Source organism: Psychrobacter sp. UBA3480 (assembly GCF_002377945.1).
Classification (GTDB): domain Bacteria; phylum Pseudomonadota; class Gammaproteobacteria; order Pseudomonadales; family Moraxellaceae; genus Psychrobacter.
The window spans coordinates 449,858-473,846 of record NZ_DFQV01000020.1; the positions used below are offsets into that span (position 1 = coordinate 449,858).

General features: G+C 44.2%; 20 protein-coding genes. 17 read left to right on the forward strand and 3 right to left on the reverse strand.

What is annotated here, in order from left to right; all coding sequences use genetic code 11:
* The first annotated feature begins 230 nt into the window (after positions 1–230).
* Together B2863_RS09195 and B2863_RS09200 are read left to right on the forward strand one after the other, a co-directional pair.
* The gene (locus tag B2863_RS09195) at positions 231–1,724 is read left to right on the forward strand and encodes an alpha/beta fold hydrolase (RefSeq protein WP_296209583.1); all 1,494 of its coding nucleotides are present in this window, start codon (positions 231–233) and stop codon (positions 1,722–1,724) included.
* Between the two features lie 48 nt (positions 1,725–1,772).
* Positions 1,773–2,435 carry a hypothetical protein gene (locus B2863_RS09200; RefSeq protein ID WP_296209586.1) on the forward strand — a complete coding sequence of 221 codons (663 nt, stop codon included), beginning with the start codon at positions 1,773–1,775 and terminating at the stop codon, positions 2,433–2,435.
* Positions 2,436–2,547: 112 nt separating this feature from the next.
* On the opposite strand, the gene B2863_RS09205 is transcribed toward B2863_RS09200, so the two are convergent.
* Positions 2,548–3,528: an Hsp33 family molecular chaperone HslO gene (locus B2863_RS09205; protein ID WP_102094556.1), complete on the reverse strand. Its 981-nt coding sequence runs from the start codon at positions 3,526–3,528 to the stop codon at positions 2,548–2,550.
* Between the two features lie 376 nt (positions 3,529–3,904).
* Here B2863_RS09205 and B2863_RS09210 point away from each other — a divergent pair, with 376 nt between their 5' ends.
* The 12 genes from B2863_RS09210 to B2863_RS09265 all read left to right on the forward strand — a co-directional run bounded on the left by B2863_RS09210 (position 3,905) and on the right by B2863_RS09265 (position 19,213).
* Complete coding sequence (locus B2863_RS09210) at positions 3,905–4,879, forward strand: glutamate/aspartate ABC transporter substrate-binding protein (protein WP_180958124.1); 975 nt, start codon at positions 3,905–3,907, stop codon at positions 4,877–4,879.
* Positions 4,880–4,976: 97 nt separating this feature from the next.
* Positions 4,977–5,723 (forward strand): amino acid ABC transporter permease, encoded by a 747-nt coding sequence (locus B2863_RS09215; protein ID WP_057758328.1) that lies wholly within the window; start codon positions 4,977–4,979, stop codon positions 5,721–5,723.
* On the forward strand, positions 5,720–6,388 hold the full coding sequence (locus tag B2863_RS09220) for an ABC transporter permease subunit (RefSeq protein WP_296209595.1): 669 nt from the start codon (positions 5,720–5,722) through the stop codon (positions 6,386–6,388). Before B2863_RS09215 ends, B2863_RS09220 begins: the two co-directional genes overlap by 4 nt.
* A 190-nt stretch (positions 6,389–6,578) precedes the next feature.
* A complete protein-coding gene (locus B2863_RS09225) occupies positions 6,579–7,310 on the forward strand; it encodes an amino acid ABC transporter ATP-binding protein (protein ID WP_057762314.1) in 732 nt (243 codons plus the stop codon).
* Positions 7,311–7,713: 403 nt separating this feature from the next.
* On the forward strand, positions 7,714–8,322 hold the full coding sequence (locus tag B2863_RS09230) for a DJ-1/PfpI family protein (RefSeq protein ID WP_296209598.1): 609 nt from the start codon (positions 7,714–7,716) through the stop codon (positions 8,320–8,322).
* Between the two features lie 99 nt (positions 8,323–8,421).
* The gene (locus B2863_RS09235; protein ID WP_296209601.1) at positions 8,422–9,666 is read left to right on the forward strand and encodes an FAD-dependent oxidoreductase; all 1,245 of its coding nucleotides are present in this window, start codon (positions 8,422–8,424) and stop codon (positions 9,664–9,666) included.
* A gap of 371 nt (positions 9,667–10,037) precedes the next feature.
* Positions 10,038–11,813 carry an AMP-binding protein gene (locus B2863_RS09240; RefSeq protein ID WP_102078301.1) on the forward strand — a complete coding sequence of 592 codons (1,776 nt, stop codon included), beginning with the start codon at positions 10,038–10,040 and terminating at the stop codon, positions 11,811–11,813.
* A 239-nt stretch (positions 11,814–12,052) separates the two neighbouring features.
* The gene (locus B2863_RS09245) at positions 12,053–13,663 is read left to right on the forward strand and encodes a carboxyl transferase domain-containing protein (protein WP_296209604.1); all 1,611 of its coding nucleotides are present in this window, start codon (positions 12,053–12,055) and stop codon (positions 13,661–13,663) included.
* A gap of 165 nt (positions 13,664–13,828) precedes the next feature.
* Positions 13,829–14,638 carry an enoyl-CoA hydratase/isomerase family protein gene (locus tag B2863_RS09250; protein ID WP_296209607.1) on the forward strand — a complete coding sequence of 270 codons (810 nt, stop codon included), beginning with the start codon at positions 13,829–13,831 and terminating at the stop codon, positions 14,636–14,638.
* A 77-nt stretch (positions 14,639–14,715) separates the two neighbouring features.
* The gene (locus tag B2863_RS09255; protein WP_296209610.1) at positions 14,716–16,815 is read left to right on the forward strand and encodes an acetyl/propionyl/methylcrotonyl-CoA carboxylase subunit alpha; all 2,100 of its coding nucleotides are present in this window, start codon (positions 14,716–14,718) and stop codon (positions 16,813–16,815) included.
* Positions 16,816–16,874: 59 nt separating this feature from the next.
* On the forward strand, positions 16,875–17,810 hold the full coding sequence (locus tag B2863_RS09260) for a hydroxymethylglutaryl-CoA lyase (protein ID WP_296209613.1): 936 nt from the start codon (positions 16,875–16,877) through the stop codon (positions 17,808–17,810).
* A 215-nt stretch (positions 17,811–18,025) separates the two neighbouring features.
* Entirely contained in the window at positions 18,026–19,213 is a 1,188-nt protein-coding gene (locus tag B2863_RS09265; protein WP_296209616.1) for an isovaleryl-CoA dehydrogenase, read from the forward strand.
* A gap of 111 nt (positions 19,214–19,324) precedes the next feature.
* Here B2863_RS09265 and B2863_RS09270 read toward each other — a convergent pair whose 3' ends face one another.
* Together B2863_RS09270 and B2863_RS09275 are read right to left on the reverse strand one after the other, a co-directional pair.
* Positions 19,325–20,053: a pantothenate kinase gene (locus B2863_RS09270; RefSeq protein ID WP_296209618.1), complete on the reverse strand. Its 729-nt coding sequence runs from the start codon at positions 20,051–20,053 to the stop codon at positions 19,325–19,327.
* Positions 20,054–20,112: 59 nt separating this feature from the next.
* Positions 20,113–21,114 carry a biotin--[acetyl-CoA-carboxylase] ligase gene (locus B2863_RS09275; protein WP_296209621.1) on the reverse strand — a complete coding sequence of 334 codons (1,002 nt, stop codon included), beginning with the start codon at positions 21,112–21,114 and terminating at the stop codon, positions 20,113–20,115.
* Between the two features lie 175 nt (positions 21,115–21,289).
* On the opposite strand from B2863_RS09275, the gene B2863_RS09280 reads away from it, so the two are divergent.
* The 3 genes from B2863_RS09280 to B2863_RS09290 all read left to right on the forward strand — a co-directional run bounded on the left by B2863_RS09280 (position 21,290) and on the right by B2863_RS09290 (position 23,923).
* Positions 21,290–22,093: a sulfite exporter TauE/SafE family protein gene (locus tag B2863_RS09280; RefSeq protein WP_296209813.1), complete on the forward strand. Its 804-nt coding sequence runs from the start codon at positions 21,290–21,292 to the stop codon at positions 22,091–22,093.
* A gap of 45 nt (positions 22,094–22,138) precedes the next feature.
* Complete coding sequence (locus B2863_RS09285; RefSeq protein ID WP_296209623.1) at positions 22,139–22,615, forward strand: hypothetical protein; 477 nt, start codon at positions 22,139–22,141, stop codon at positions 22,613–22,615.
* A 366-nt stretch (positions 22,616–22,981) separates the two neighbouring features.
* Positions 22,982–23,923: a hypothetical protein gene (locus B2863_RS09290; RefSeq protein ID WP_296209626.1), complete on the forward strand. Its 942-nt coding sequence runs from the start codon at positions 22,982–22,984 to the stop codon at positions 23,921–23,923.
* Positions 23,924–23,989: the final 66 nt, after the last annotated feature.

A 23,989-nucleotide genomic window follows, 5' to 3' on the forward strand; every position in this document is an offset into this window, starting at 1 on the left:
AAGCTGTAAGCGTATATTAGACACAACCAAAATGCTCACAACCATAAAAATCCCAAGTTAAGGCTTGGGATTTTTTATTATTATATTGATTTGATGGCTAACGAGACCGTCTATCACCTATCTAGCTCTGCTAGTCGTCATCCCGCTCTAAAGTCAAACCATTCGCTTCTATTTGCTGCAGTTACAGGATAATATAGAACATTACTTTTTTCGCTGAATGTGCAAATATTATGAGCAGTCCAAAGGTGTTTTACAACGACAGTGTTAGGGACAGCGACGCTCAAAATGATAGCAGCTATACTCGTACTCATCACGAGCTCGATGCGCATTTTGTCCCAGATGCGAGTGTACCGCTACACAGTCATCTATATGAGCAAATCGACCAACTCGAAGCCATTGATATAGATGAGCTGGTTAAGCTACTGGCAGATTCGGATGACAGTGATGAAATCAACAAAACACCTGTGTCTTTGGCTGATTTTTTTGAAGGATTGGCTCAGCTTGCCACCATGGGTGTGGTTGAGATTACAGAAATCGTAGAAGCCATCCATCGTGAAGTTATCTTACGTCCGCTAGGCCGCTTCAATGACAAACATTTAAATAAATGGTCGCGCGGATTTACTGGACGTATCTATGGCACGATACGTCATGTCATGCAGATGGTTGGTAATAATCTGGCGTCTGTACTACGCATATATAAAAACCTGATTCTCCAAAAGTCAGTGCAACCACTACCAGATTCACTAAAAAAACTGGTGAATGTACTCAATGGTGTCATGGGTGACCATCTGGTCAATAATCAAAATGCGCTCGCCATTCCGATGATGCTCTACACTCAAGACGGCAAGCCACAAAATGAGGTACTATCTGGCCGTATCGTTATTTTGTGCCATGGTTTATGTATGAGTCATTTGAGCTGGCAAGCACAAGCGGATAATGATTTAGGTGATGCCATTCATATCAGCCAGCCTGATACCACGGTGTTATATTTGGATTACAACACAGGTCGCCGTATCTCGCGTAGCGGCCGTAAGTTCTCTCAATTACTGCAAGCGCTGGTCGATGATAACCCAGATATCAGTCAGATAGATCTGGTTGGACATAGTATGGGCGGCTTGGTCTCTCGCAGCGCACTGTTTTATGGTGAGCAAGATCGCCTAGACTGGATCAAGCGCGTGGGCAATCTCATCACGCTAGGTTCGCCACATCATGGGGCAGTCCTTGAGCGTATCGGTAATTATGTGCAAGACATCATCGCCAAGCTGCCGTTTGCAGGCTCACTGGCCAAGCTCGGTGATATGCGCAGTGCCGGTATTATCGATCTACGTCATGGCAGTATTCGGGATGCAGATTGGAAAGCATTAGAAGGACGTAGCGTACTACCACAAGATTTCCGTCATCCTGCACGCTTGCCAAGTGGTATTAAAACTTACTTTGTCGCCAGTGCTTTGCTTGAGACGCATTATGATTCTAAAGTGACGGATCTGCTCGGAGACAGTTTGGTATCAGTGGCTTCAGCGTTGGGCGAGGATGACGCTGAGCATGCTTTGTTTGTGCCAGATGGTCATAAAGCGGTATTCTACGGCGTCAATCATATGAACTTGATTCATAGTAGACGAGTACGCGAACAAGTGGTTGAATGGCTACTTGATAATGGTCGAAGTGACTATGCTGGACGTCCGCGCATACATTCTTATCCTAGAAGTTTAGATGTGGCGGTGTAGAGAACAGTGGGTATCATTTCGAGTTACCTACGCTATGTGTACTGCGCAATGACGTTCTTATCATTTAAGAAAGGGCTACTGAGAAATTTGTCTTTGCTATTAGGCGGCGCACTCATAGTCATTAGTTGTGCAAAGCCAAATATATACGACCCTAACGCTCAAATTGAAGTAAATGTAGATGGTGACAATTATCTCATTCCCTTAAACCATATTGTCAGACCAGATACTGGTAGTTATGCCAGTTTTGAGACGGATATGGGTCATGGTTATTTCTTTTGGCCTAGCGGTCGTGGCCTTAATAATAGTGATAAAAATCCAAATGTCTTTGATTATGACAATAATATTATAGAGTTTTACTGGGCAGCTAGAAATTCAAAAATTGAAGGTGCTGATATACCGACTAGAATAGATAGTATCAAGCAAGAAGAGAATAGAGATTTGGATAAAGACAATTATGAACTAGAAGCATATATTGGGTCAGGCGATAATCCCTTTATATACTATATAGGAAATATTGATCTAAACTCACCTTTTATGATTCGCTGTATGCCTACAGTTGATGAAGACCAAGATAGAATGTGCCAAATGGATTACATGTATCCTGAGTACAACAACTATGTAAGACTTCAGTTTTCAAAAAATCATTTAGCTGACTGGCAGGCAATCAACACCATGGCGATCGATTACATGGAAAAATGGCATCAAAATTAAAGGCATATCAACGTAAAAGCATTTATATATTTTTAAAATTGCAAATAAAAACCCTCAAGCATCACACTTGAGGGTTTTTTTATAAACACTGATTTATAGCAAGTAAGAAAACTTACTCAGCAAATATCGCTGCTACATCATCTTTATTAAATTTATAGACTTCACCGCAGAATCCACAATCCATCTCAAATGTACCACCTTGCTCTTCGACAATATCTAACGCTTCTGCTTCGCCGATTTGCTCGATTGCCATTTCACACTTCTCGCGTGAGCAAGTGCAGCCAAATGATAGAGGCGCAGGCTCAGGTGCCACGATGTTTTCTTCATGATACAAGCGATAGAGTATTTCGTTAGCGTCCAGCGTTGTTAGTTCTTCTGGTTTGACCGTACGCGTCAATACAGACAAACGCGTCCATAAATCATCGTCGATACCCGCATCTTGATTTTGCTCGACTTCAGACGTTTCTTCAGCAGTACGCGGTAGCATTTGTACCAAGATACCTCCGGCTTGCAGGCCGTCAGATGCTAAGTTAATCAACGTTGGAATCTGTGCTGATTGCTTTTGATAATGCGCTAAGCAGTCCGCTAGATTGTCGTGGCTACGCTCAACGATACCTTGGTATGGCTCACCGCCATCAGGCTGAATATTGATAAACAATACGCCTTGTCCCATCGCACCAAGTTCAGCAAACGCTTCTTTGGCATGGGTCATATTGTCCCATGCTTGTACTTGCTCATCCGTCTCGCCTTTCCAGCTAGCAAGCGCACGAATGATACCGTCTTGATCGCATTCTGCCATCGCCCAGTTTAGTAAGCTGTCACTGTCTGATGATTGCAACTGAATAGACAGGCGGCCGTTGATTTTTACCGTGCTGATTAGCAAACTCGCTGCCGTCAGCATCTCACCTAATAAGCGTTTGATGGCTTCGGGGTAGGGCTTTTGTGCAATGGTGCTCGCATAGCTGCGTGATAGGCGTACCACATCACCGCGCACTGGAGAGTCTTCAACAAAGAAACGTTGGCGAATGTCGTTGCTGCCATGGTTGCCAGTAGTTTGGCTGTCCGTATTTGGGACTTGGATATCTTGAGTCATAAGTCATTTGTAGTATAGAGAAGTTGTTTGCTTTATGGGGATTACTGCCGATTTATCAATCTCACTTAGTAGACTGTTTTGACGATTATAAGCAGCAAAGGTTAATAACGAGCTTAAACAACCAAGCAGCTGTTTGTACAAAGTTCTGAGTAGATAGCCGCTATAAGCCAACATTTTATAGCCAGGATATAAATATATTCATAAATATGTACTCTCTCAAAAAAAAATCACCCTCTACTGCAAATTTGTTGTACAGTAACATTAAGTTGCATTGTGATAAACAACAGCAACAACCGTACGGATGCGGGGCAGTCGGGTCAATCAGACCTATGTCGTCCAAGCACTCACTCAATCTTGCGATAAAAGGATGTATTTCATGACATACTCATTTTCCAAACCGTTGACTTTAGCTGCTGTTATGGCATTAGGCTTAGCGGGATGTAATAACAGCAGCCAGACCAGCACTGATGCGCCAGCAGATGATGCAGCGACGACAGAAACCACCACCAACGGTACGCTACAGAAAATCAAAGACTCTGGCACTATTGTCGTCGGTCACCGTGATTCCTCTATTCCTTTCTCTTATATCGCTGATGATCCTAACCAACCGATTGGCTATGCTCACGACTTGGAAATGAAAGTGGTTGAAGCCGTTAAGCAAAAGCTAAACATGCCAGACCTTAACGTTCGCTATAACCTAATCACTTCGCAGACTCGTATCCCATTGGTACAAAACGGCACGGTAGATTTTGAGTGTGGCTCAACCACCAATAACGAAGAACGTCAAAAGCAAGTCGCATTCTCTAATGGCTTTTTTGAAATTGGTACGCGTCTGTTGACCAAAAAAGACTCTGGTATTCAAGATTTTGAAGACCTAAAAGGCAAAACCTTAGTAACGACAGCAGGAACGACTTCAGAGCGTTATATCCGTCAGTACAACGATGATAATAAGATGGATACCAATATCATCTCAGCAAAAGATCATGGCGAAGGCTTCCTAATGCTAGAGAATGGTCGCGCTGATGCCTTTATGATGGATGATGTATTGCTTGCAGGCGAAAAAGCCAAAGCAAAAAATCCTGATGAGTGGGTCATCGTCGGTACGCCGCAATCGTTTGAAATCTATGGTTGTATGATGCGTAAAGATGATCCTGAATTCAAAGCTGTGGTCGATGAAGCACTTGCTAATGTCTTTAGCTCAGGCGAAATCAATAGCATTTATGACAAGTGGTTCTTGAACCCAATCCCACCAAAGAACGTCAATCTAAACTTTGAGATGTCAGACAACTTAAAGGCCTTGATTGCCAATCCGCATGACAGCGCTCAGCCTAAAGAAGCAGCAGCGCAGTAACGCTCATTGTCCCTCAACATAGCTTGCCTATACGTTCAGATAGCCAGTAATTTTATTTGACGTATAGGCTTATCAATCGTTGCTCGGAGAGACAACCATGAATTATAGCTGGAACTGGGGTGTGCTCTTTGAGCAGACTGGTATTGGCAACGAGCTCTATATCCATTGGATGATCACTGGTCTTGGCTGGCTGCTATTGATTGGCAGTATCGCTTGGGCCATTGCGATGGTCGTCGGTACTATCTTCGGTATCATGCGTACCTTGCCCAACAAGACCGCTCGTGCAATCGGTACGGCTTATGTGACATTTTTTCGTAATATTCCATTGCTTGTTCAACTGTTCTTTTGGTTTTATATTGCGCCTGGCTGGCTCACGCCGACGATACAAGAATGGTGGTATAAGGACTTATCTCCGAATACCTCAGCCATGTTGTCAGCCAGTATTGGTCTTGGCCTATTTACCGCTGCTCGTATTGTTGAACAGGTACGGACAGGTATTGAGTCATTACCAGATGGACAGATTAATGCGGCCTATGCATTAGGGTTTAGCATTCCACAAGTCTATAAAGAAGTGCTGCTACCGCAAGCATTTCGTATTATCTTGCCACCGCTCAGCTCTGAGCTAACCAACTGTTTCAAAAACGCCTCTGTGGCCTCGCTAGTGGGGGTAATGGAGCTGATTAGCCAAACCAAAACCATCAGTGAATATACTCAAAATAGTATCGAGATATATACTTACGCGACGATTATTTATTTGGTTTTCAATTTATCCTTGATCGCTATTATGGGGTTGATTGAACGTAAATTGCGTGTGCCTGGGCTTATTGCGGGAGGTCAGAAATGAATATGGCCGAATTGGCAACAGCCTATCCTGGTTTGATGGGTGGCATGCTTACCACTTTAAAAGTATTGTTCTTGGCTATTTTGGGCGGTATCAGTTTAGGAACTGTACTGGCATTGATGCGCTTGTCAGGTATTAAAGCACTTGAGATTCCAGCTAAACTATACGTCAACTACTTTCGCTCCGTGCCGCTGCTATTGGTACTGCTATGGTTTTATTTTGCCGTACCGATGATTTATCTTTGGGTAGCGGGTAAGTACCTGCAACTCGATGCTGCGTTTGCCTCTTGTGTGGTCGCATTTATGATGTTTGAGGCGGCTTATTTCTCAGAAGTAGTGCGTGCTGGTATTCAATCGATTGGTAGCGGGCAGGTCAATGCGGCAAAAGCGCTCGGCATGACTTATGGGCAGACCATGCGTCTGGTCATCTTGCCACAAGCCTTTCGTAAGATGCTGCCACTGATTTTGCAGCAATGTATTATTTTATTCCAAGATACGACATTGGTATTTGCGATTGGTTTGACCGACTTTTTCCGCGCAGCCTACGTGCGCGGTGAGCTAATGGGCTTACTCACGCCGTATATCCTAGGTGCTGGTGCTGTCTATTTTGTGATTAGCTTAAGTGCTTCTATTGGTGTGCAACAATTACAAAAGCGTTTGCGGTTTTAATATAGTTATTTTGATACGCTTATCGCTTGCTCTTTTGAGTGTTGAGAGCTTGGATTGAGCGTTTGATTTACCTTTTTTAAATAATGATTATCGAAAATAATGTGGTTAGGAGCCAGTGATGAGCAATGCTGATACGTACTTAAATGCCTTTGGCGGGCTGGTTACCAATAGTGGTCATGCTAGTGATGAGATGGTCATTGAGATATCTAATGTCAGTAAATGGTATGGAGATTTTCAAGTACTGACTGACTGTACAGCGCATGTACATAAAGGTGATGTCGTTGTTGTTTGTGGTCCATCGGGCAGTGGTAAATCAACTTTGATTAAGACAGTTAATGGACTTGAGCCTTTTCAAAAAGGTGACATCATGGTCAATGGTATCTCTGTCGGTGATCCAAAGACCAACTTGCCCAAATTACGTAGCCGTGTCGGCATGGTGTTTCAGCATTTTGAATTGTTTCCACATTTGACTATTATTGATAATTTGACCGTGGCACAAATCAAAGTGTTGGGCCGTAAAGAGTCTGAGGCCAAACAAAAAGCGATGGCCTATCTCGACCGTGTTGGTCTGACAGTACAAGCGGCGAAATATCCAGCAGAACTCTCTGGTGGTCAGCAGCAGCGTGTTGCGATTGCACGAGCGTTAGCCATGGATCCAGTCGCAATGCTATTTGATGAGCCAACCTCCGCGCTTGATCCTGAGATGATTCAAGAGGTGCTAGACGTAATGGTCGAGCTGACTCGTGATGGTATGACCATGATGTGCGTGACGCATGAGATGGGCTTTGCCAGTCAGGTAGCCAATCGTATTATTTTTATGGATGAAGGGCATATCGTAGAAAACTGTAGTAAGGATGAGTTTTTTGAAGGGGCAAAAAGTGACCGTGCGCAGATGTTCTTATCAAAGATTTTGAATCATTAAAGACACTTTGATTTACGATTGTTTATAGCAGTGTTTCTAGTATGAAGACATGTTCTAAAGCTTACTTTTCTTTCCACGGCTAATAATTATGTAAAGCGCCCTATTAAAGACAGTTAAACGCTATCTTTAATAGGGCGCTTTATATTTAGCCTTTTTTGTATAGCTATTTGAAAAACGATTTAGAGCCTATGATTTTTACACATAAGGAATTTAAATAAGATAGCTTTGAGACTATAAAGCCGCTGAAAATAGAGCGGGAATAGTCACAGGGTTAGAGAAATCGCAAACGGTAAAGGCAGATGAAATGGCACATCTGATTAATCAAATAAATTTAAAAAGATAATAATCGTAATATAGATAAACTTAATTTAATTTAACGCTATCAACTGAATTAGGATTGAATATGACGCTAAAACGAACCGTCGGCATACTACTGTTCAATGAAGTAGAAGTATTGGATTTTGCAGGACCTTTTGAGGTGTTTTCGTTGGGTGAAAATGCTGCCAGTTCTAGTGATGATAAGCACTTTGACGTTATCACTATTGCCGAGAACCAAGCAACGATATCCGCTAGGAACGGTCTACAAGTCATTCCTGACTATAGTTTTATCAATCATCCAGACATTGATGTCTTAATCGTCCCTGGTGGTTACGGTGCCGAAAAAACAGAAATATATAATAAGGTAGTAATTGATTGGATTATCACTCAAGCAAGTTTGGCAGAGCTGACGCTTTCAGTGTGTACGGGAGCATTGCTATTGGCTAAGGCAGGTTTGCTAGCTGGTAAGTCAGCAACTACGCACTGGATGGATTTGGATAATTTAGCATCCTATCCTGATATCGATGTGATCTCGCATACGCGTTTTGTAGATGCTAGTGATGATACTTGTAATATCGTTACATCAGCGGGAATAAGTGCAGGCATCCATGCAAGTCTATACTGTATAGAAAAATTAATAGATAGTGAAACCATGCGTGCAACAGCACATCGCATGGAGTTCGATATTGATTAAGTGAATTGCTAGATAGGTGAGTGAATGGCTGTTTACTGTTACAATAGCGGTCAATATTTTTGATAATTAAAATAATTCATAAACCATATTGGAGTTTATATGAGCGTAGAAAATCTATCTGTAGCAACGAGCACAGCAGCAAAAAAAGGTGTCGTTGTTATTGGTGCAGGACTGGCAGGCTGGCATGTCATTGATGCCATTCGTGCCAAAGACACAGAGATTCCAATCACATTAATCACGGCTGATAGTGGCGACCGTTATCATAAGCCGATGTTGACGATGGCAATCAGCCAAAACAAACGAGCATCAGACTTAGTACGGGCATCTGGTAGCGAAGCGGCTAAGACAGCAGAAGTGACGTTGCTAGCCAATACGCAAGTGACAGATATCGATCCAGTGAGCCAAACTGTACAGGTGCGCTCTACTGCACAGTCAGATGACACACTGACGACTATCGGCTATGAGAAAATGGTATTAGCGATGGGCGCGCATCCTATCTTCCCTAAAAGTCTGCCGCAAGATTTGGTCTGGCATGTCAATCACATTGAGCGTTTTAGTCAGCTACAAGAAAAGCTAGCAGCAGGTAGCCAGCACGTTGCGATCGTCGGTGCTGGTATGGTGGGTACAGAAATCGCAGAAGACCTACTTAAAGCTGGTCATAAAGTAACGCTTATTGATTTAAATGATGCACCGCTTTCACAGATGCTACCAGCCAAAGCGACCGCACGTATCGCCAAAGCAATCGAATCGCAGGGTATTCAATTCTTAGGTGGTTATCAAGTATCAGCTGTCACTCGTGTTAATAACGATGACAGCGAAGATGGCGAGAAACTACAAGTAGACTATGCCCCGTTATCAACGGATGCAGACAATACTGATACTCAGCCGCTCGAACCACTAATGGTAGATCATGTGATTGCCAGTACAGGTCTGACAGTCGATGAGCAATTACCTGCTGCGGCTGGTGTAGAATTCGATCGCCGTACGGGTATCGTGGTGGATGCAACGACGTTGCGTACCAATGCAGCGAATATCTATGCCATCGGTGACTGTATGTCTATCAATGGGGTTGCTTGTCGTTATGTTGCGCCATTACGCGCGCAGGCTGCGACTATCGCTGATGATATCTTAGGTCACGACCATAGTGGCTATAATCATAAGCCGCCAATGATTCGCCTTAAGAACAAAGCCATCTCTGTGATGGTGACGGGCGTACCGCAAGCAGCGGGTAATTGGCAAGTAAAGACTGAGAGTGATGATGAGCTAGTCATGGATTTGATCGATGATAATGAAGCCGTTAGCGCAACAGTAACGATTAAAGCGCCTGCAGTTCCTAAGGCATAATGATTGCAATACCGTCTTTTGAAAAACTAATGAAAGCACATCATTTATAAGTAATGTCCTTTATTAGATTCCTTTCAATAAGATTCAGTTAAAAGACAGTATCGATGATTGAGCCAGCCCATTATTTATGATGTGGCTGGCTTTTTTGTGTCAAATATTTGCCATGATTCTATGCTATCTTTTACTAAGTAGAAAGGCAGACTGTCTAATTAAATGATACATACTGTATTGATATTGTTGACAGGCTTTCATTGATGGCGTTATAGTAGCTGAATGCTATGTAAGACCTGCCCAAGGAAGAAGGTTTGCACGCAGGCTATCAATAAGTGCTATTTATAAATAATATAAAAAGTAAAACGAAAGGACTCGTTATGACTCAAACTCCTGATTTCGATTCGACTCGCGTTGACTTCGACACTATTTTAAACAACATTCCTAGTATCAATATGGGCGCACGCTCAGCCAATGCACCACTTACGCAAAGCTATGACAAAGGTCCTGATGTACCGCTGATTGAAGCGACAATCGGTGACTTTTTTGATGCTATTGTCTCCAAATATCCTGAGCGCGAAGCACTGGTCGTCCGCCATCAAAATATCCGCTGGACATATCGTGAGCTACAGCAGCAAGTGAATCAGCTAGCCAGTAGCATGATTGAGATGGGACTAGAGATTGGCGATCGTATTGGTATATGGTCACATAACAATGCTGAGTGGTTGCTCATGCAATTGGCTACAGCAAAAGTCGGCGTTATCCTCGTTAATATCAATCCTGCCTACCGTACTTTTGAGTTGCAATATGCCTTAAATAAACTGGGCTGCTCAGCGCTGGTACTTATGCGTCATTTCAAAACGAGTGACTATGCCAGTTTAATCCGTGAGCTATGTCCTGAGATTTACCACAAAGATTACACTCAGCTTGATTTGGTTGAGATTCCGACGATTGAGCGCATCATCTGGATTGATGAGCCAGAGTCGGACGAGACCTTTGGTTTCATGCAAAAATTCTCTGCATGGATGAGCGAGGGCGATGCCAACGATCCGCGTGTTGCCGAGCGTCAGGCGCAGCTTAAGAACACTGATGCCATCAATGTACAGTTTACAAGTGGTACGACTGGTACACCAAAAGGCGCTACCTTAAGCCATCGTAACATCCTTAACAACGGCTACTTCATCGGTGAGGCCATGAATCTTACTGAAGAGGATAGGTTGTGTATTCCAGTACCTTTGTATCATTGTTTTGGTATGGTGCTTGGTAATCTAGCGATTCTCACGCATGGCGGTTGCATCGTATATCCAAACGATGGCTTTGAGCCATTGACCGTATTGCAGGCAGTCGAAGAAGAAAAGTGTACAGGTCTGCACGGCGTGCCAACGATGTTTATCGCAGAGCTTGACCATCCTGAATTTGAAAACTTTGATTTGTCTACCTTGCGCACGGGCATCATGGCTGGCTCTAGCTGTCCGATTGAGGTTATGCGCCGTGTCATCGATAAGATGCATATGAGCGAAGTCACTATTGCCTATGGTATGACGGAGACCAGTCCTGTATCTTGCCAGACCAATGAGCACACGCCACTTGATAAACAAGTCTCGACGGTAGGACTGGTACAGCCTGCGCTTGAGGTCAAAGTCGTCGATACAGAAACAGGTGAAATTGTCCCGCTGGGTGAGACAGGTGAGTTGCTTACGCGTGGCTATTCAGTGATGAAAGGCTACTGGGGCAGCCGCTTTAAAACGCGTGAGGCTATCCAAGATGGGTGGATGCATACGGGTGACTTGGCCACAATGGATGAAGATGGCTACGTCAAAATCGTCGGTCGTAGTAAAGACATGGTGATTCGCGGCGGCGAAAATATCTATCCAGTAGAAATTGAAAATTATCTTTATCGTCATCCAAAGATTCGTGATGTACAAATCGTAGGTATACCAGATGAGCGTTATGGTGAAGTGCTGGCAGCGTGGATTATTCCGAAAGAACCTGGCTGCTTGACTGAACAAGAAGTACGCGAGTTCTGTAGTGAGCATATCGCTCATTATAAAGTGCCGACTTACTATCGATTTGTGACTGAATATCCAATGACTATCACTGGCAAAATTCAAAAATATAAAATCATTGAGCAAATGAAAGAAGAGTTGGGTTTGTAGTAAGCTTACTTATCTGCTCTAAAGAACAAAAGACTAACCATATTCATTTCACTATAAAAGTATTACAGCGTTAACCTCGCTTGAAGTATCACACATACATCTGCACTCGGTTGCCTTGTACTACTTTTAAATTGAATCGACTATATGTGAGCAACGCTTAAAAATAGCAGTTAGTATGATTTATATAAAAAGCTACTCACATCTACGTATCTATCTATGTATAAGAAAAAAGGGATATCATGAGCGCTATCATAACCAGTAAACTGAGTCCAAACTCAAGCGATTTTCAGCAAAACAGTGCCGCGATGCAAGAGATAGTCGATGACCTGTATGTACACTTGCGTAAAGTTGCCCAAGGTGGCTCAGAGCGCGCACGAGCCAAGCATTTAGCGCGTGGCAAGCTGTTACCACGTGAGCGCGTCGAGCGTTTATTGGATGTAGGTACACCGTTCCTAGAAGTGGCACCGATGGCTGCACATGATATGTATGGCGAAGAGATTCCAGCGGCTGGTGTGATTGCGGGTATCGGCCGTATCAATGGGATTGAATGTATGATTGTCTGTAACGATGCCACGGTAAAAGGCGGCACGTACTACCCAATGACGGTCAAAAAGCACCTACGTGCCCAAGAAATTGCGCAAGAAAATCATCTGCCATGTGTGTATCTGGTTGATTCAGGTGGGGCTAATTTACCGAACCAAGATGATGTATTCCCTGATAAAGAGCATTTCGGCCGTATCTTTTTTAATCAAGCCAATCTCAGTGCGGCAGGTATTCCGCAGATTGCTGTGGTCATGGGCAGCTGTACGGCTGGCGGTGCGTATGTGCCTGCCATGAGCGATGAGTCTATTATCGTCAAAGAGCAAGGTACGATCTTTTTGGGTGGTCCGCCACTAGTCAAAGCAGCAACTGGTGAAGAGGTCACGGCAGAAGACTTGGGTGGTGGCGATGTACATACCCGACTGTCAGGTGTAGTCGATCATCTAGCGCAGAATGATACCCACGCGTTATCGATTGCCCGTAATATCGTCAGTCACCTAAATCGCCCTGCAAAAAATATTCCTAATCAAATCACACCGCGTCCGCCACGTTACGATGCCAAAGAACTCTATGGTGTGATTCCAACGGACAAGCGCAAGCCGTTTGATATCAGAGAAATCATCGCGCGTATCGTTGATGACAGTGCCTTTGATGAGTTTAAATCGCGTTTTGGTACGACGCTAGTGTGCGGATTTGCTCATATCGAAGGGATGCCTGTTGGTATTATTGCCAATAACGGTATCTTATTCAGTGAGTCAGCGCAAAAAGGCACGCACTTCATTGAGCTGTGCTGTAAACGCAAAATCCCATTAGTATTCCTGCAGAACATTACTGGCTTTATGGTGGGACGTAAATACGAGAACGAAGGGATCGCTCGTCATGGCGCCAAAATGGTAATGGCTGTGGCCAATGCCAAAGTACCAAAATTCACGGTCATCGTTGGTGGTTCGTTCGGCGCTGGTAACTACGGTATGTGTGGCCGCGCTTACAGCCCTCGTTTCTTATGGATGTGGCCAAATGCGCGTATCTCTGTCATGGGCGGTGAGCAAGCAGCGTCAGTACTGGCAACGGTCAAGCGTGATAACTTTGATCGCAAAGGCGAAGCATGGAGTGATGAAGACGAAGCCGCATTTAAAGCACCGATTCGTGAAATGTACGAAGAGCAAGGTCATCCGTACTATGCTACTGCACGCATGTGGGATGATGGCGTAATTGATCCTGCTGATACCCGTCATGTATTGGCTTTAGGACTAAGCGCGGCATATAACGCGCCAATTGAAGAGACGACGTTTGGTGTTTTTAGAATGTAAGCGTTCTAAGATCTCCCCATAATAAGCGAATACTGCGTTAACTTCATTTGAAATACGATTTGTACATCTACGCTTAGTCTTTGTACTTGGTTTCCTTGTATTAATATTATTATGGATTGACCAAGAGTTTATCTAAGTATTTACATAAAAAATATAGAGAAAGTTATGCAAAAAGACAGTGATAAAAATTATAAAAGCCTACTGGTTAATGTCGAGCAGCACGTGGCGACGGTGACGTTGAACCGTCCTGAGATACGTAATGCTTTTAATGATGAAATGATTGCTGAGCTAACCGATGCGTTCAATACGCTTGGCGCTGATGATGAGGTACGTGTCATTGTGCTAGCCGCTGCTGGCAAGGCATTCTGTGCGGGTGCTGATTTAAATTGGATGCGTGCCATGGCGGATTATAGCTATGAAGAGAATCTAGCCGATGCTGATAAATTGGCGCAAATGCTTAAGACTATTTATGAATGTCCTAAGCCGACAGTTGCGGCTATTCAAGGTGATGTTTATGCAGGTGGCATGGGTTTAGTTGCTGTTTGCGATGTGGCTATCGCCGTTAAGATTGCTAATTTTTGCCTGAGCGAAGTGCGGTTAGGCTTAGCACCTGCCACTATTAGTCCTTATGTTATCCGAGCGCTAGGTGCTAGAGCGTCGCAGCGTTATTTCTTAAGTGCTGAGGTATTTGATGCTAAAAAAGCGCGGCAGCTTGGTTTTATCCATGAGCGAGTCAGCGAAGAGTGGCTGGCCGATGAGGTAGCCACGCTTTGCAACAAAATCGTCAAAAATAGCCCTGACGCGGTAAAAACCTGCAAACAGCTATTACATGATATCGCTGGTGCACCTATTACAGATGAGCTGATTGCTGACACGGTCAAAGGTATCGCTGATATCCGCTCATCAGAGCAAGGCCGCGAAGGTGTGCAAGCGTTTTTACAAAAGCGTAAACCTGATTGGCTGACAGCAGACTAACTAGTAGCAGAACAATGATAGGCAAATGGGTAAATAGACAAGACGTCAAATAATAACGACAAGACACAGGGATAGTTATGTTTTCTAAAATTCTAATCGCCAACCGTGGTGAAATTGCTTGCCGAGTGGCTGCGACTGCTAAGCGTCTTGGCGTCAGTACCGTTGCTGTTTATTCTGATGCGGATCGTGAGGCCAAGCATGTGGCTGTCTGTGATGAAGCTATCTATTTAGGCGGTTCGGCACCAAAAGACAGTTATCTAAAAGGCGATGCTATTATTGCTATCGCTAAGCAGACGGGCGCCCAAGCAATCCATCCAGGATATGGGTTTTTGAGCGAAAATGCAGACTTTGCACAGGCTTGCCAAGATGCTGGTCTAGTATTTATCGGTCCATCGGCGGATGCTATCCGTGCTATGGGCGGCAAGTCTGAGTCTAAGCGCTTGATGGAATCGGCTGGCGTGCCACTGATACCGGGCTATCATGGTGATAACCAAGATGCAAAGTTTTTGCAACAGCAGGCCGATAGTATTGGCTATCCTGTCTTGATTAAAGCGAGTGCAGGTGGCGGCGGTAAAGGCATGCGTATCGTGGAGCAAAGCAGCGATTTTATTGACTTGTTAGATTCGTGTCGCCGAGAAGCGATTACCAGTTTTGGCAATGATCAAGTATTGGTCGAAAAGTATGCGCTAAAACCACGTCATATCGAAATCCAAATATTTGGCGATACGCACGGTAATTATGTGCATCTGTTTGAGCGTGATTGCTCAGTACAGCGTCGCCATCAAAAAGTACTAGAAGAAGCGCCAGCGCCCGGTGTCGATACTGCCATGCGTGAAGCGATGGGCACAGCGGCAATCGAAGCTGCACGTGCGGTCGATTACGTTGGTGCAGGTACGGTTGAATTCATCGTTGAGCAGCGTGAAGACTCTATGAATTTTTATTTCATGGAAATGAACACGCGCTTGCAAGTTGAGCATCCAGTCAGTGAAGCCATCACGGGTGTGGATTTGGTCGAGTGGCAGCTATTGGTCGCTGCGGGTCAGTCATTGCCAAAAACACAAGATGATTTGGCTATCAACGGTCATGCAATTGAGGCGCGTATCTGTGCTGAAAACCCTGACAACAACTTCTTGCCAGCGACAGGAACTTTATTCACTTATCAAAAGCCTGAGCATAGTACCTTTAACATTACCGATGTGCGTATCGATGATGGCGTACGTGAGGGTGATGTGATCAGTCCTTTTTACGACTCCATGATTGCCAAGCTTATCGTCCATGCTCCTACGCGCGAGCAAGCGTTGGCGAGACTAGATCGTGCATTAGCGCAGACGCGTATCGTCGGTCTACCAAATAACGTGGCATTTTTGCGTTATATTTTAAATACCGATTCATTTAGCAAAGCCAATCTCGATACGGCATTGATAGAGCGCGAGCAGGATAAGCTTTTTGATCAGCATCCGCTTGGATTATCGACGCTTGTGGTGACAGCTATTACGCAGCAGCTTGCGAGTGAAGCGACCATGCAGGGTTCAGATCCATTCAACAAGCCGACGGGTTTCCGTGCTTATAGCGATTATACTCGTTCATTTAGCTTGGTTTATGATGAGCAAGCCTACAGCGCTCGCATCAGTAATTGGCATAATGCGAGTTGTGCTGATAGCAAAAAAGGCGGCGATAATCTCAGTAGCTTTACGCTTGTCATTGGTAAAGAAATCGCGAATACGCAGGATGATAGCAATATCAATGTAGCGGCTCAGACCGAAACGGTTTATGAAGGTCAGATCAGCTATGACAGCAGTGACGCGCACAATCATACCTTATGGTTAGAGGGTGCACGTATCAATGCCCAAAGCTGGGTGAATAACGAGACGGTCTATGTGTTCACAGATAGCGGACGTGATGAAATTACGCTTATTGATATCATGGCACATGTGGGTGAAGACACAGCAGCGGTTGGCAGTTTGAAGTCACCAATGCCAGGACAAGTGGTTGCATTCAAAGTAGCTGTTGGTGATACTGTGAAAAAAGGCGAACCACTTGCCGTCATCGAAGCCATGAAAATCGAACATACGATTACCGCACCGACAGATGGTGTGGTAGCAGAGCTATTATTTGCAGCAGGTGACTTGGTCGCTGATGGCGATGAGCTACTGCGCATCGATAGTGAGAGCGCATAGCTGACGAAGCCTAATAAAAAAGCCTCATAAAAGGGCAAATAACAAATAGGACGACAAGTATGAGCCATTTGTATCCAGAGCATTCGTACCCTGAACAGGTCACCATCGTTGATGTCAGTCCACGTGATGGACTACAAAACGAATCCATGACGGTACCGACTGAAGTTAAGCAAACGCTCATTAATGATTTAATTGCGGCGGGTGTCAAAAAATTGGAAGCGACCAGTTTTGTTTCGCCAAAGTGGGTACCACAAATGGGTGATAACAGCGAGTTGCTTGACGCACTCGCGCCTACGCGGCAGACAGACATTTGCTACTCAGTATTAGTACCTAATATGCGCGGCTTTGAGAATGCCATCGCATATCGTCCTGATGAAATCGTTATCTTTGGCTCAGCGAGTGAAACCTTTAGTCAAAAAAACATCAATTGTAGTATCGATGAGAGTATCGAGCGTTTTGCACCAGTGGCTGCGGCAGCAAAAGCGCAAGGCATCAAGGTACGTGGCGTGATTTCTTGCACCGTAGGTTGTCCCTATGAAGGCGAGATTGACCCTAGCCAAGTAGCGTATGTCACCAAGCGTTTGATTGAGATCGGTTCAGAGCAGATTGGCATTGCCGATACGATCGGTGTGGGTACACCGCTCAAAGTACAACGAGCCTTGCAGGCAGCACTTGAGTATGCCGATATCTCTATGCTATCGGGTCATTTTCATGATACTTATGGTCAAGCATTGAGCAATACGCTAGTCGCACTACAAATGGGTGTCAGTGAGTTTGATACCTCCGTCGCTGGCTTGGGCGGTTGTCCTTATGCCAAAGGCGCAACGGGCAATGTCGCGACTGAAGATGTGGTGTATATGTTGCATGGTATGGGTATCAGCACAGGCATCGATTTGGATAAGTTGGTCGTGGCAGGCGAACGTATCAGTGCGTTCTTAAAGCGTCCGAATGGCTCAAACGTAGCACGTGCCATCATTAATAAACGCCATCAATAAACGTCAGTCTTAAATAGTATAGTCAATGCACTGTGAAGGTATGACAGCGTTAACCTCGTTTGAAGTATTCGATATACATCTACACTCGGTTGCCTTGTCACAGTTTCACATTGAGTTGACTATGACATTAAAAACGGTAGCAAAAATACAGTTATATTGGCTTTAAAAAACGGATTAAAATTCGAAAATTAAATATTAAAATATAAGGAATGGTTATGAGTTTACCTGGATTAAATTTTCAACTTGGCGAAGATATTGACGCGCTACGTGATGTCGTACAGCAGTTTGCGGCAAACGAGATCGCTCCACGTGCTGCTGAGATTGATAGCAGCGATGAATTCCCAATGGATTTATGGCAGAAGATGGGTGACCTCGGTCTACATGGTATTACTGTTCCTGAAGAGTACGGTGGCTCTAATATGGGCTACGTCGCCCATATGGTCGCGATGGAAGAGATTAGCCGAGCTTCGGCATCGGTAGCACTGAGTTATGGCGCACACTCTAATCTGTGTATCAACCAAATCAAACGTAACGGCTCTGAGGCACAAAAGCAGAAATATCTGCCAAAACTAATCAGCGGTGAATTCATCGGTGCATTGGCAATGAGTGAGACAGGCGCTGGCTCAGACGTGGTTAGTATGAAACTAAAAGCAGAAGAAAAAGACGGCAGCTATGTGTTGAACGGTAGCAAGATGTGGATTACCAATGGCCCTGATGCGGACGTGATGGTGGTCTATGCTAAGACCAATCCTGAATTAGGTGCAAAAGGCATGACGGCCTTTATTGTTGAAAAAGGTATGGAAGGCTTTGGTACCGCACAAAAGCTAGACAAGCTCGGCATGCGTGGTAGTCATACTGGCGAGATGACTTTTAATAATGTAAAAGTACCAAGCGAAAATATCTTGGGCAGTCTAAATGAGGGCGTTAAGGTACTGATGAGTGGTCTAGATTACGAGCGCGCTGTATTGGCTGCAGGTCCTATCGGTATCATGCAAGCGGTGATGGACAATGTGGTGCCTTATATTCACGACCGTAAACAGTTTGGTCAAGCGATCGGTGAGTTCCAGCTTATTCAAGGTAAAGTTGCGGACATGTATACCATACTGCAAGCAGGTCGTAGCTTCTTATACACCGTTGGTAAAAACCTCGATATGTTGGACGCGCGCGGTGCTGGTCATAGTCGAGAAGTGCGTAAAGATTGCGCCAGTGTGATTCTATGGTGTGCCGAAAAAGCCACATGGATGGCAGGCGAGGGCATTCAAATATTTGGCGGTAATGGCTATACCAATGAATATCCACTTGGTCGCTACTGGCGCGATGCCAAGCTGTATGAGATTGGCGCAGGTACCAGTGAAATTCGCCGTATGCTAGTCGGTCGTGAGTTATTTAACGAGACTAAGTAAGAAGGAGCTAATGACGCCTTAGCTATTTTCTGACAGTAAAATAAAAAAGCAGCTCGCTTAAAACGTGCTGCTTTTTTCATGTCAACGTCAAACCGAATTATCTATAAGCGGCTAAGACTTATTGCGATAATCAAAGTATCTTGCCAACCCATTTAATAGCAAATCATCACGCAAGCGTACTGGGCGATTAACGTGCTGCGAAATAATAGCGGCATCACCGCCTGTCATAATCAATTCAAAATTAGGGTGACGATGGCTAATCTCGTTGATCGCGCCGACGATTGAGAGCAAAATACCGCGGTGCACCGCGTCTTGAGTGGTCAAGCCTTGGCTGACGCTATCAAAAGTACCGTTCGAGATGGTGATTTGCTTAGTACCAGAGAACAGTGACTCGCGCTGTAGATAGATGCTGGGGAAAATATAACCACCCAGATGCTCAGCATGATCAATCAAATCAATGGTCACCGCTGTACCGCAACCAATCACACATTGACGTTTTTTCTTATCGACCGCACCGAGCATCTGTAGCCAGCGATCACAGCCGAGCTGCTGATCATTGTAAGCACTTTTCATCAGAGTATGTGCTGCATCGACATGGACAAACTCGAACGGAATATTCAAACGACTGAGTGTATCTGATACTTTGGCATTGAGATTGTCGCCTAATACTGATGAGATACCAATAAAGTCAGGTGCATAACGCTCAAAGCGATCCGTCAGACCCATAAGTAGTTCGGCAGGCGCTTGCAGGTGCTGCTTAGCATCATGCGCGACTATTTGTCCGATATCATCGGTTAGCCAGTATTTTAGGCGGGTATTTCCAAGATCAAGCCAGAGCATAAAAGTCCCTTTATATAGTGCTCGTTAATGATGGTGTTCATCAATATAGTTGTCTAAGCCTAATAAATAACGTCGATGCGTCCAGTAAAAAGCGTAGAAATCTTACCGCTATCTTGGCGCAATTGCAAACAGCCATGTGTGTCGACACCGCAAGCGATTCCCGTCACAACTTTTTCTTCGTTATTATAGTCTTGCGTGACGCGTAAGCGAAGACCTGATAGCGCATCCATCATCGCAAACTGCTCCAAAAAACTATCCAAATAATAAGTATGACCCGTTGGCTGTTCTATGCCCAAATGCTCAAAGCGTGTCATCGCCGCCATCAATGCTTTGCACATCTGCTGATAGAGCATTGGTAAATCTGGTAGGCTCGCAGATCGTGTCTCTAAAGGTAGCCTTTCATTAATGTCTTGTAAGCTAATCGCTTGGTAGCTCATACCCTCAGATGTTTGTGTGGTGAGCTTTGGTGCTGCTTGTACGTTTAGGCCAATACCTAACACCACACCGACCAACCTACCAGATTTCGTCACTGGCTCTATCAAAATCCCAGCCAGTTTATTAAAGGGTAGGGTACGCTGATTTGCTACATCACTATTCAATGCTGTTTCCAATACCGAGCTGTCCGTCATAGATTGCACTTTAGATAGCTCTTTAGATAGCTCTTCAGATTGGCTCTGAGCTTGCTGATAAAAACCCAAGTCATTTGCCCATTTCACACCAATTGGCGTCAGTCCCTGCGCTTGTAGTTGCTCGTTCAACATTTGAATGACGGGCATTTTTGCCAGCTCAAGACCAATGATGAGCGATAATAAGCCACTGATCGGCATATGCACAGGATGGTATAGCGACAGATAGACATTGCCGCGCGGTGATTGCCACGAGCGCCCGTGCTGACCACGACCTGCGCTTTGGGCTTCCGCGGTTAAAACGTGTACGGTGGCGACATCTAACGACCCGTTTTGCAAGGCTTCTATTAGCTCGCTATTGGTCGAGGCGCTACTAGCCACATGACGGTGATTGAGCTCGGATAAATAGGTAGAGAAACTAGTGAGTGGCGGCATAAGTTTAGTCGATGTGGTTAAAGGAAACTTTGATATACTGAGCGATTGTTGCGGTCAGACAGTACCGAGTAAACAGCATAAAGGTCACGCTGAGATTTGGCAAATACAATTAAGCACGCCTAAGCGCTAGTGAGTACTATAGCGCCAGTCAGTATTATAAAAGGTTCGTTCTATGATGTTATATGTGTGGTTTGTGATTGCAGGCGCGTTTGCCGGTGTCAGCGCGGGCTTGTTTGGCGTCGGCGGTGGCATGATTATCGTGCCGGCTTTGGTCTGGATTTTTACCGCTTATGACTTTTCGCCAGAAGTAATCACCCATTTGGCCATTGGGACGTCATTGGCGACCATCGTTGTAACTTCAATCAGCTCACTGACTGCACATAACAAGCGCGGCGGTGTACGCTGGGAAGTATGGCGCAAGATGGCGCTTGGATTGGTCATCGGTAGTTTGGTCGGTGCTGGTATCGCGGATATGATTGATGGGCAAGCGCTACAGGCTATTATTGGTTTCGGTGCGCTATTGGTCGCTCTAAAAATGCTGTTCTTTTCGAATAAAGAGCAGGTGGGCAAACCGTTACCATCGGCCGGTGTCCAGTTTGGTGCTGGTACGGGTATTGGTATGGCGTCCTCTATTTTTGGCATTGGTGGCGGCAGCTTGACCGTACCGTTCTTGAACTGGGCAGGACTGCCGATGAAGCAATCGGTTGGCACATCAGCGGCATGCGGTCTACCAATTGCACTGGCTGGAGCAGCAGGGTTTGCTTGGTTCGGTCAAGACGTGGTCAATCTACCTGAGGGCACGATAGGATTTGTCCATGTCACAGGATTCTTGTTTATTTCAGTCGCCAGCTTTGCGATGGCAAAAGTCGGTGCCAAGCTTGCCCATGTCTTACCTGCGCTAATGCTTAAGCGCGCATTTGGCATATTATTAATATTTGCTGGAGGGCAGTTGTTATTGAGTGGGCTTGGAATGTTGTAAGAAACCAATTGTTTTTAATTTTGATTATTATATAGAGAGTTAAAAATGTTTGCAGTAATAGCTAGTCTCTTAGGAGTTCTCATTGGTGGACTACTTCCTTATATAACGAATAAACAAATACATAAGCATGATATTGATAAATTAAAGTTAGAACATAATAAGGAAGTGAAAGTTTTTACACGTGAAAAGTATGAGCAATTAACTGTTAAGTTGTATCGCCTAGCTTATATGGCTTACGAAGGCGTATATCATCGTTCAAGAAATGAAAACCTAAATTTTACGATGGAGACATTCATGATGTTAATGGCTGAAGTTGATACCTTAGTCATGCTTCATTTCCCTTTGTTAGAAGATGATTACGAAAAATTTTCTAAACAACTCGTTAAATTATATATCGAATTATTTTCTGGTAGTTTCGGACAGTGTGAGGTTGCTAAAGAAGCATTTGACAGAGAAACTGATAACCTATTAAAAGTTGTTAAACAACATGCTGATGAATATACGCAAATAGTCACGTCTTAGGAGTAGCCTTATTTCCTTTACTAACTTCCATTGACTGCCTTTTGAAAGATTATAGTCTTAGAGAGTGGTGGTATCGTCTGTGTCAGCCATAAATACCACAATTTCAGGTAGAATAGCCGCCTGTTTTTGCTATGTTTATTGTTCCTTTATGTGTCTAAAACCTCTAAAGCTAAAAGGCTTCAAATCCTTAGATAAACTTGACATGTTGTATAGTCGATTCAATTTAAAAATAGTACAAGGCAATCGAGTGTAGACATATATCTGATACCTCAAGCGAGGTTAACGCTGTAATACTTGTACAGTGGAATAACTATAGCAATGACAGACCTTATAAAGCTAGTATGCAAACCGTGAGATATTATTAGTATGAAAGCTGCAGAAAAATACCGCCGTGTTTTCGGCTCAATGAATCATTTAAAAGACCAGTTATCATGGACGACAGGTCTCTCTAATATGGTAGAGTTTTTGGCATGGGAGCCGCAGCGTATTTTAGGTATTACTAAAAAGCAATACGTACGCCAAATCATTGAGTGGGCGGCTCATCCAGAGTTAAAGGATAAAAATATAGAAGAGATTGAGCAATCAGTCATCAAAAAGCTCAATACAAAAATGAATGAGACTGAGCAGCTAGAGACGTATTCAACGCAAACGATGGGTATCTGTAATGCGAGAGAAGCCGTGCGCCGCGTAACGTTCTTTTCTGAAGACTATCTCAATAAAGAGTTCGATATTTTTTTGAGTTTGTGCAGTGATGTCTACTTGGACTTATTTTATCAGCAATTTATCAACTTTGAGCCAAGTGGGTCATGGTCGACACATGGTAATAGCGGCATGTTTGAAAACAGTACAGAGCTAAAAGCAATGTATATGGACAACCTAGCCTATAACCATCAGGGGAATGTATTGATAGCGAATGAGTTAAAACTCGCTGGTTGGAAAAACCCAGACCCAATCCTAAAGTATTGTTTGATGTATGAGCACTTATTAGAAAAAGGCTTTATCGATAAAGGGGCAAAGTTTTTGCTGTTATTTATCGGTGGTGACGCGCTAAAGCAAAACAAGCAAACGCTCGTAGATCGGGAGCTGGCTTTATGTCATAAACGGCCAAGAAAGTATCAGCATTTGCTAAGACCAGAGCTGTTAGAAATAGTCGATCACTTAAAAGTAGCAAGTATCTCTTGGTCAGCCTTCATCGAGTTTAATAATCGCTACTTAGCAGAAAATAGCGTCTGCCAAGTGGAGCAAAAACTGCTGCGAGGGTTCCATCAAAGCCTTGAATCAAAATCGTTTATGCACTTAGCCGTTTAACCCTAAAAACCCACTACAATTTCAGGTAGAATAGCCGCCTGTTTTTGCTAAGTTTATTGACTCTTC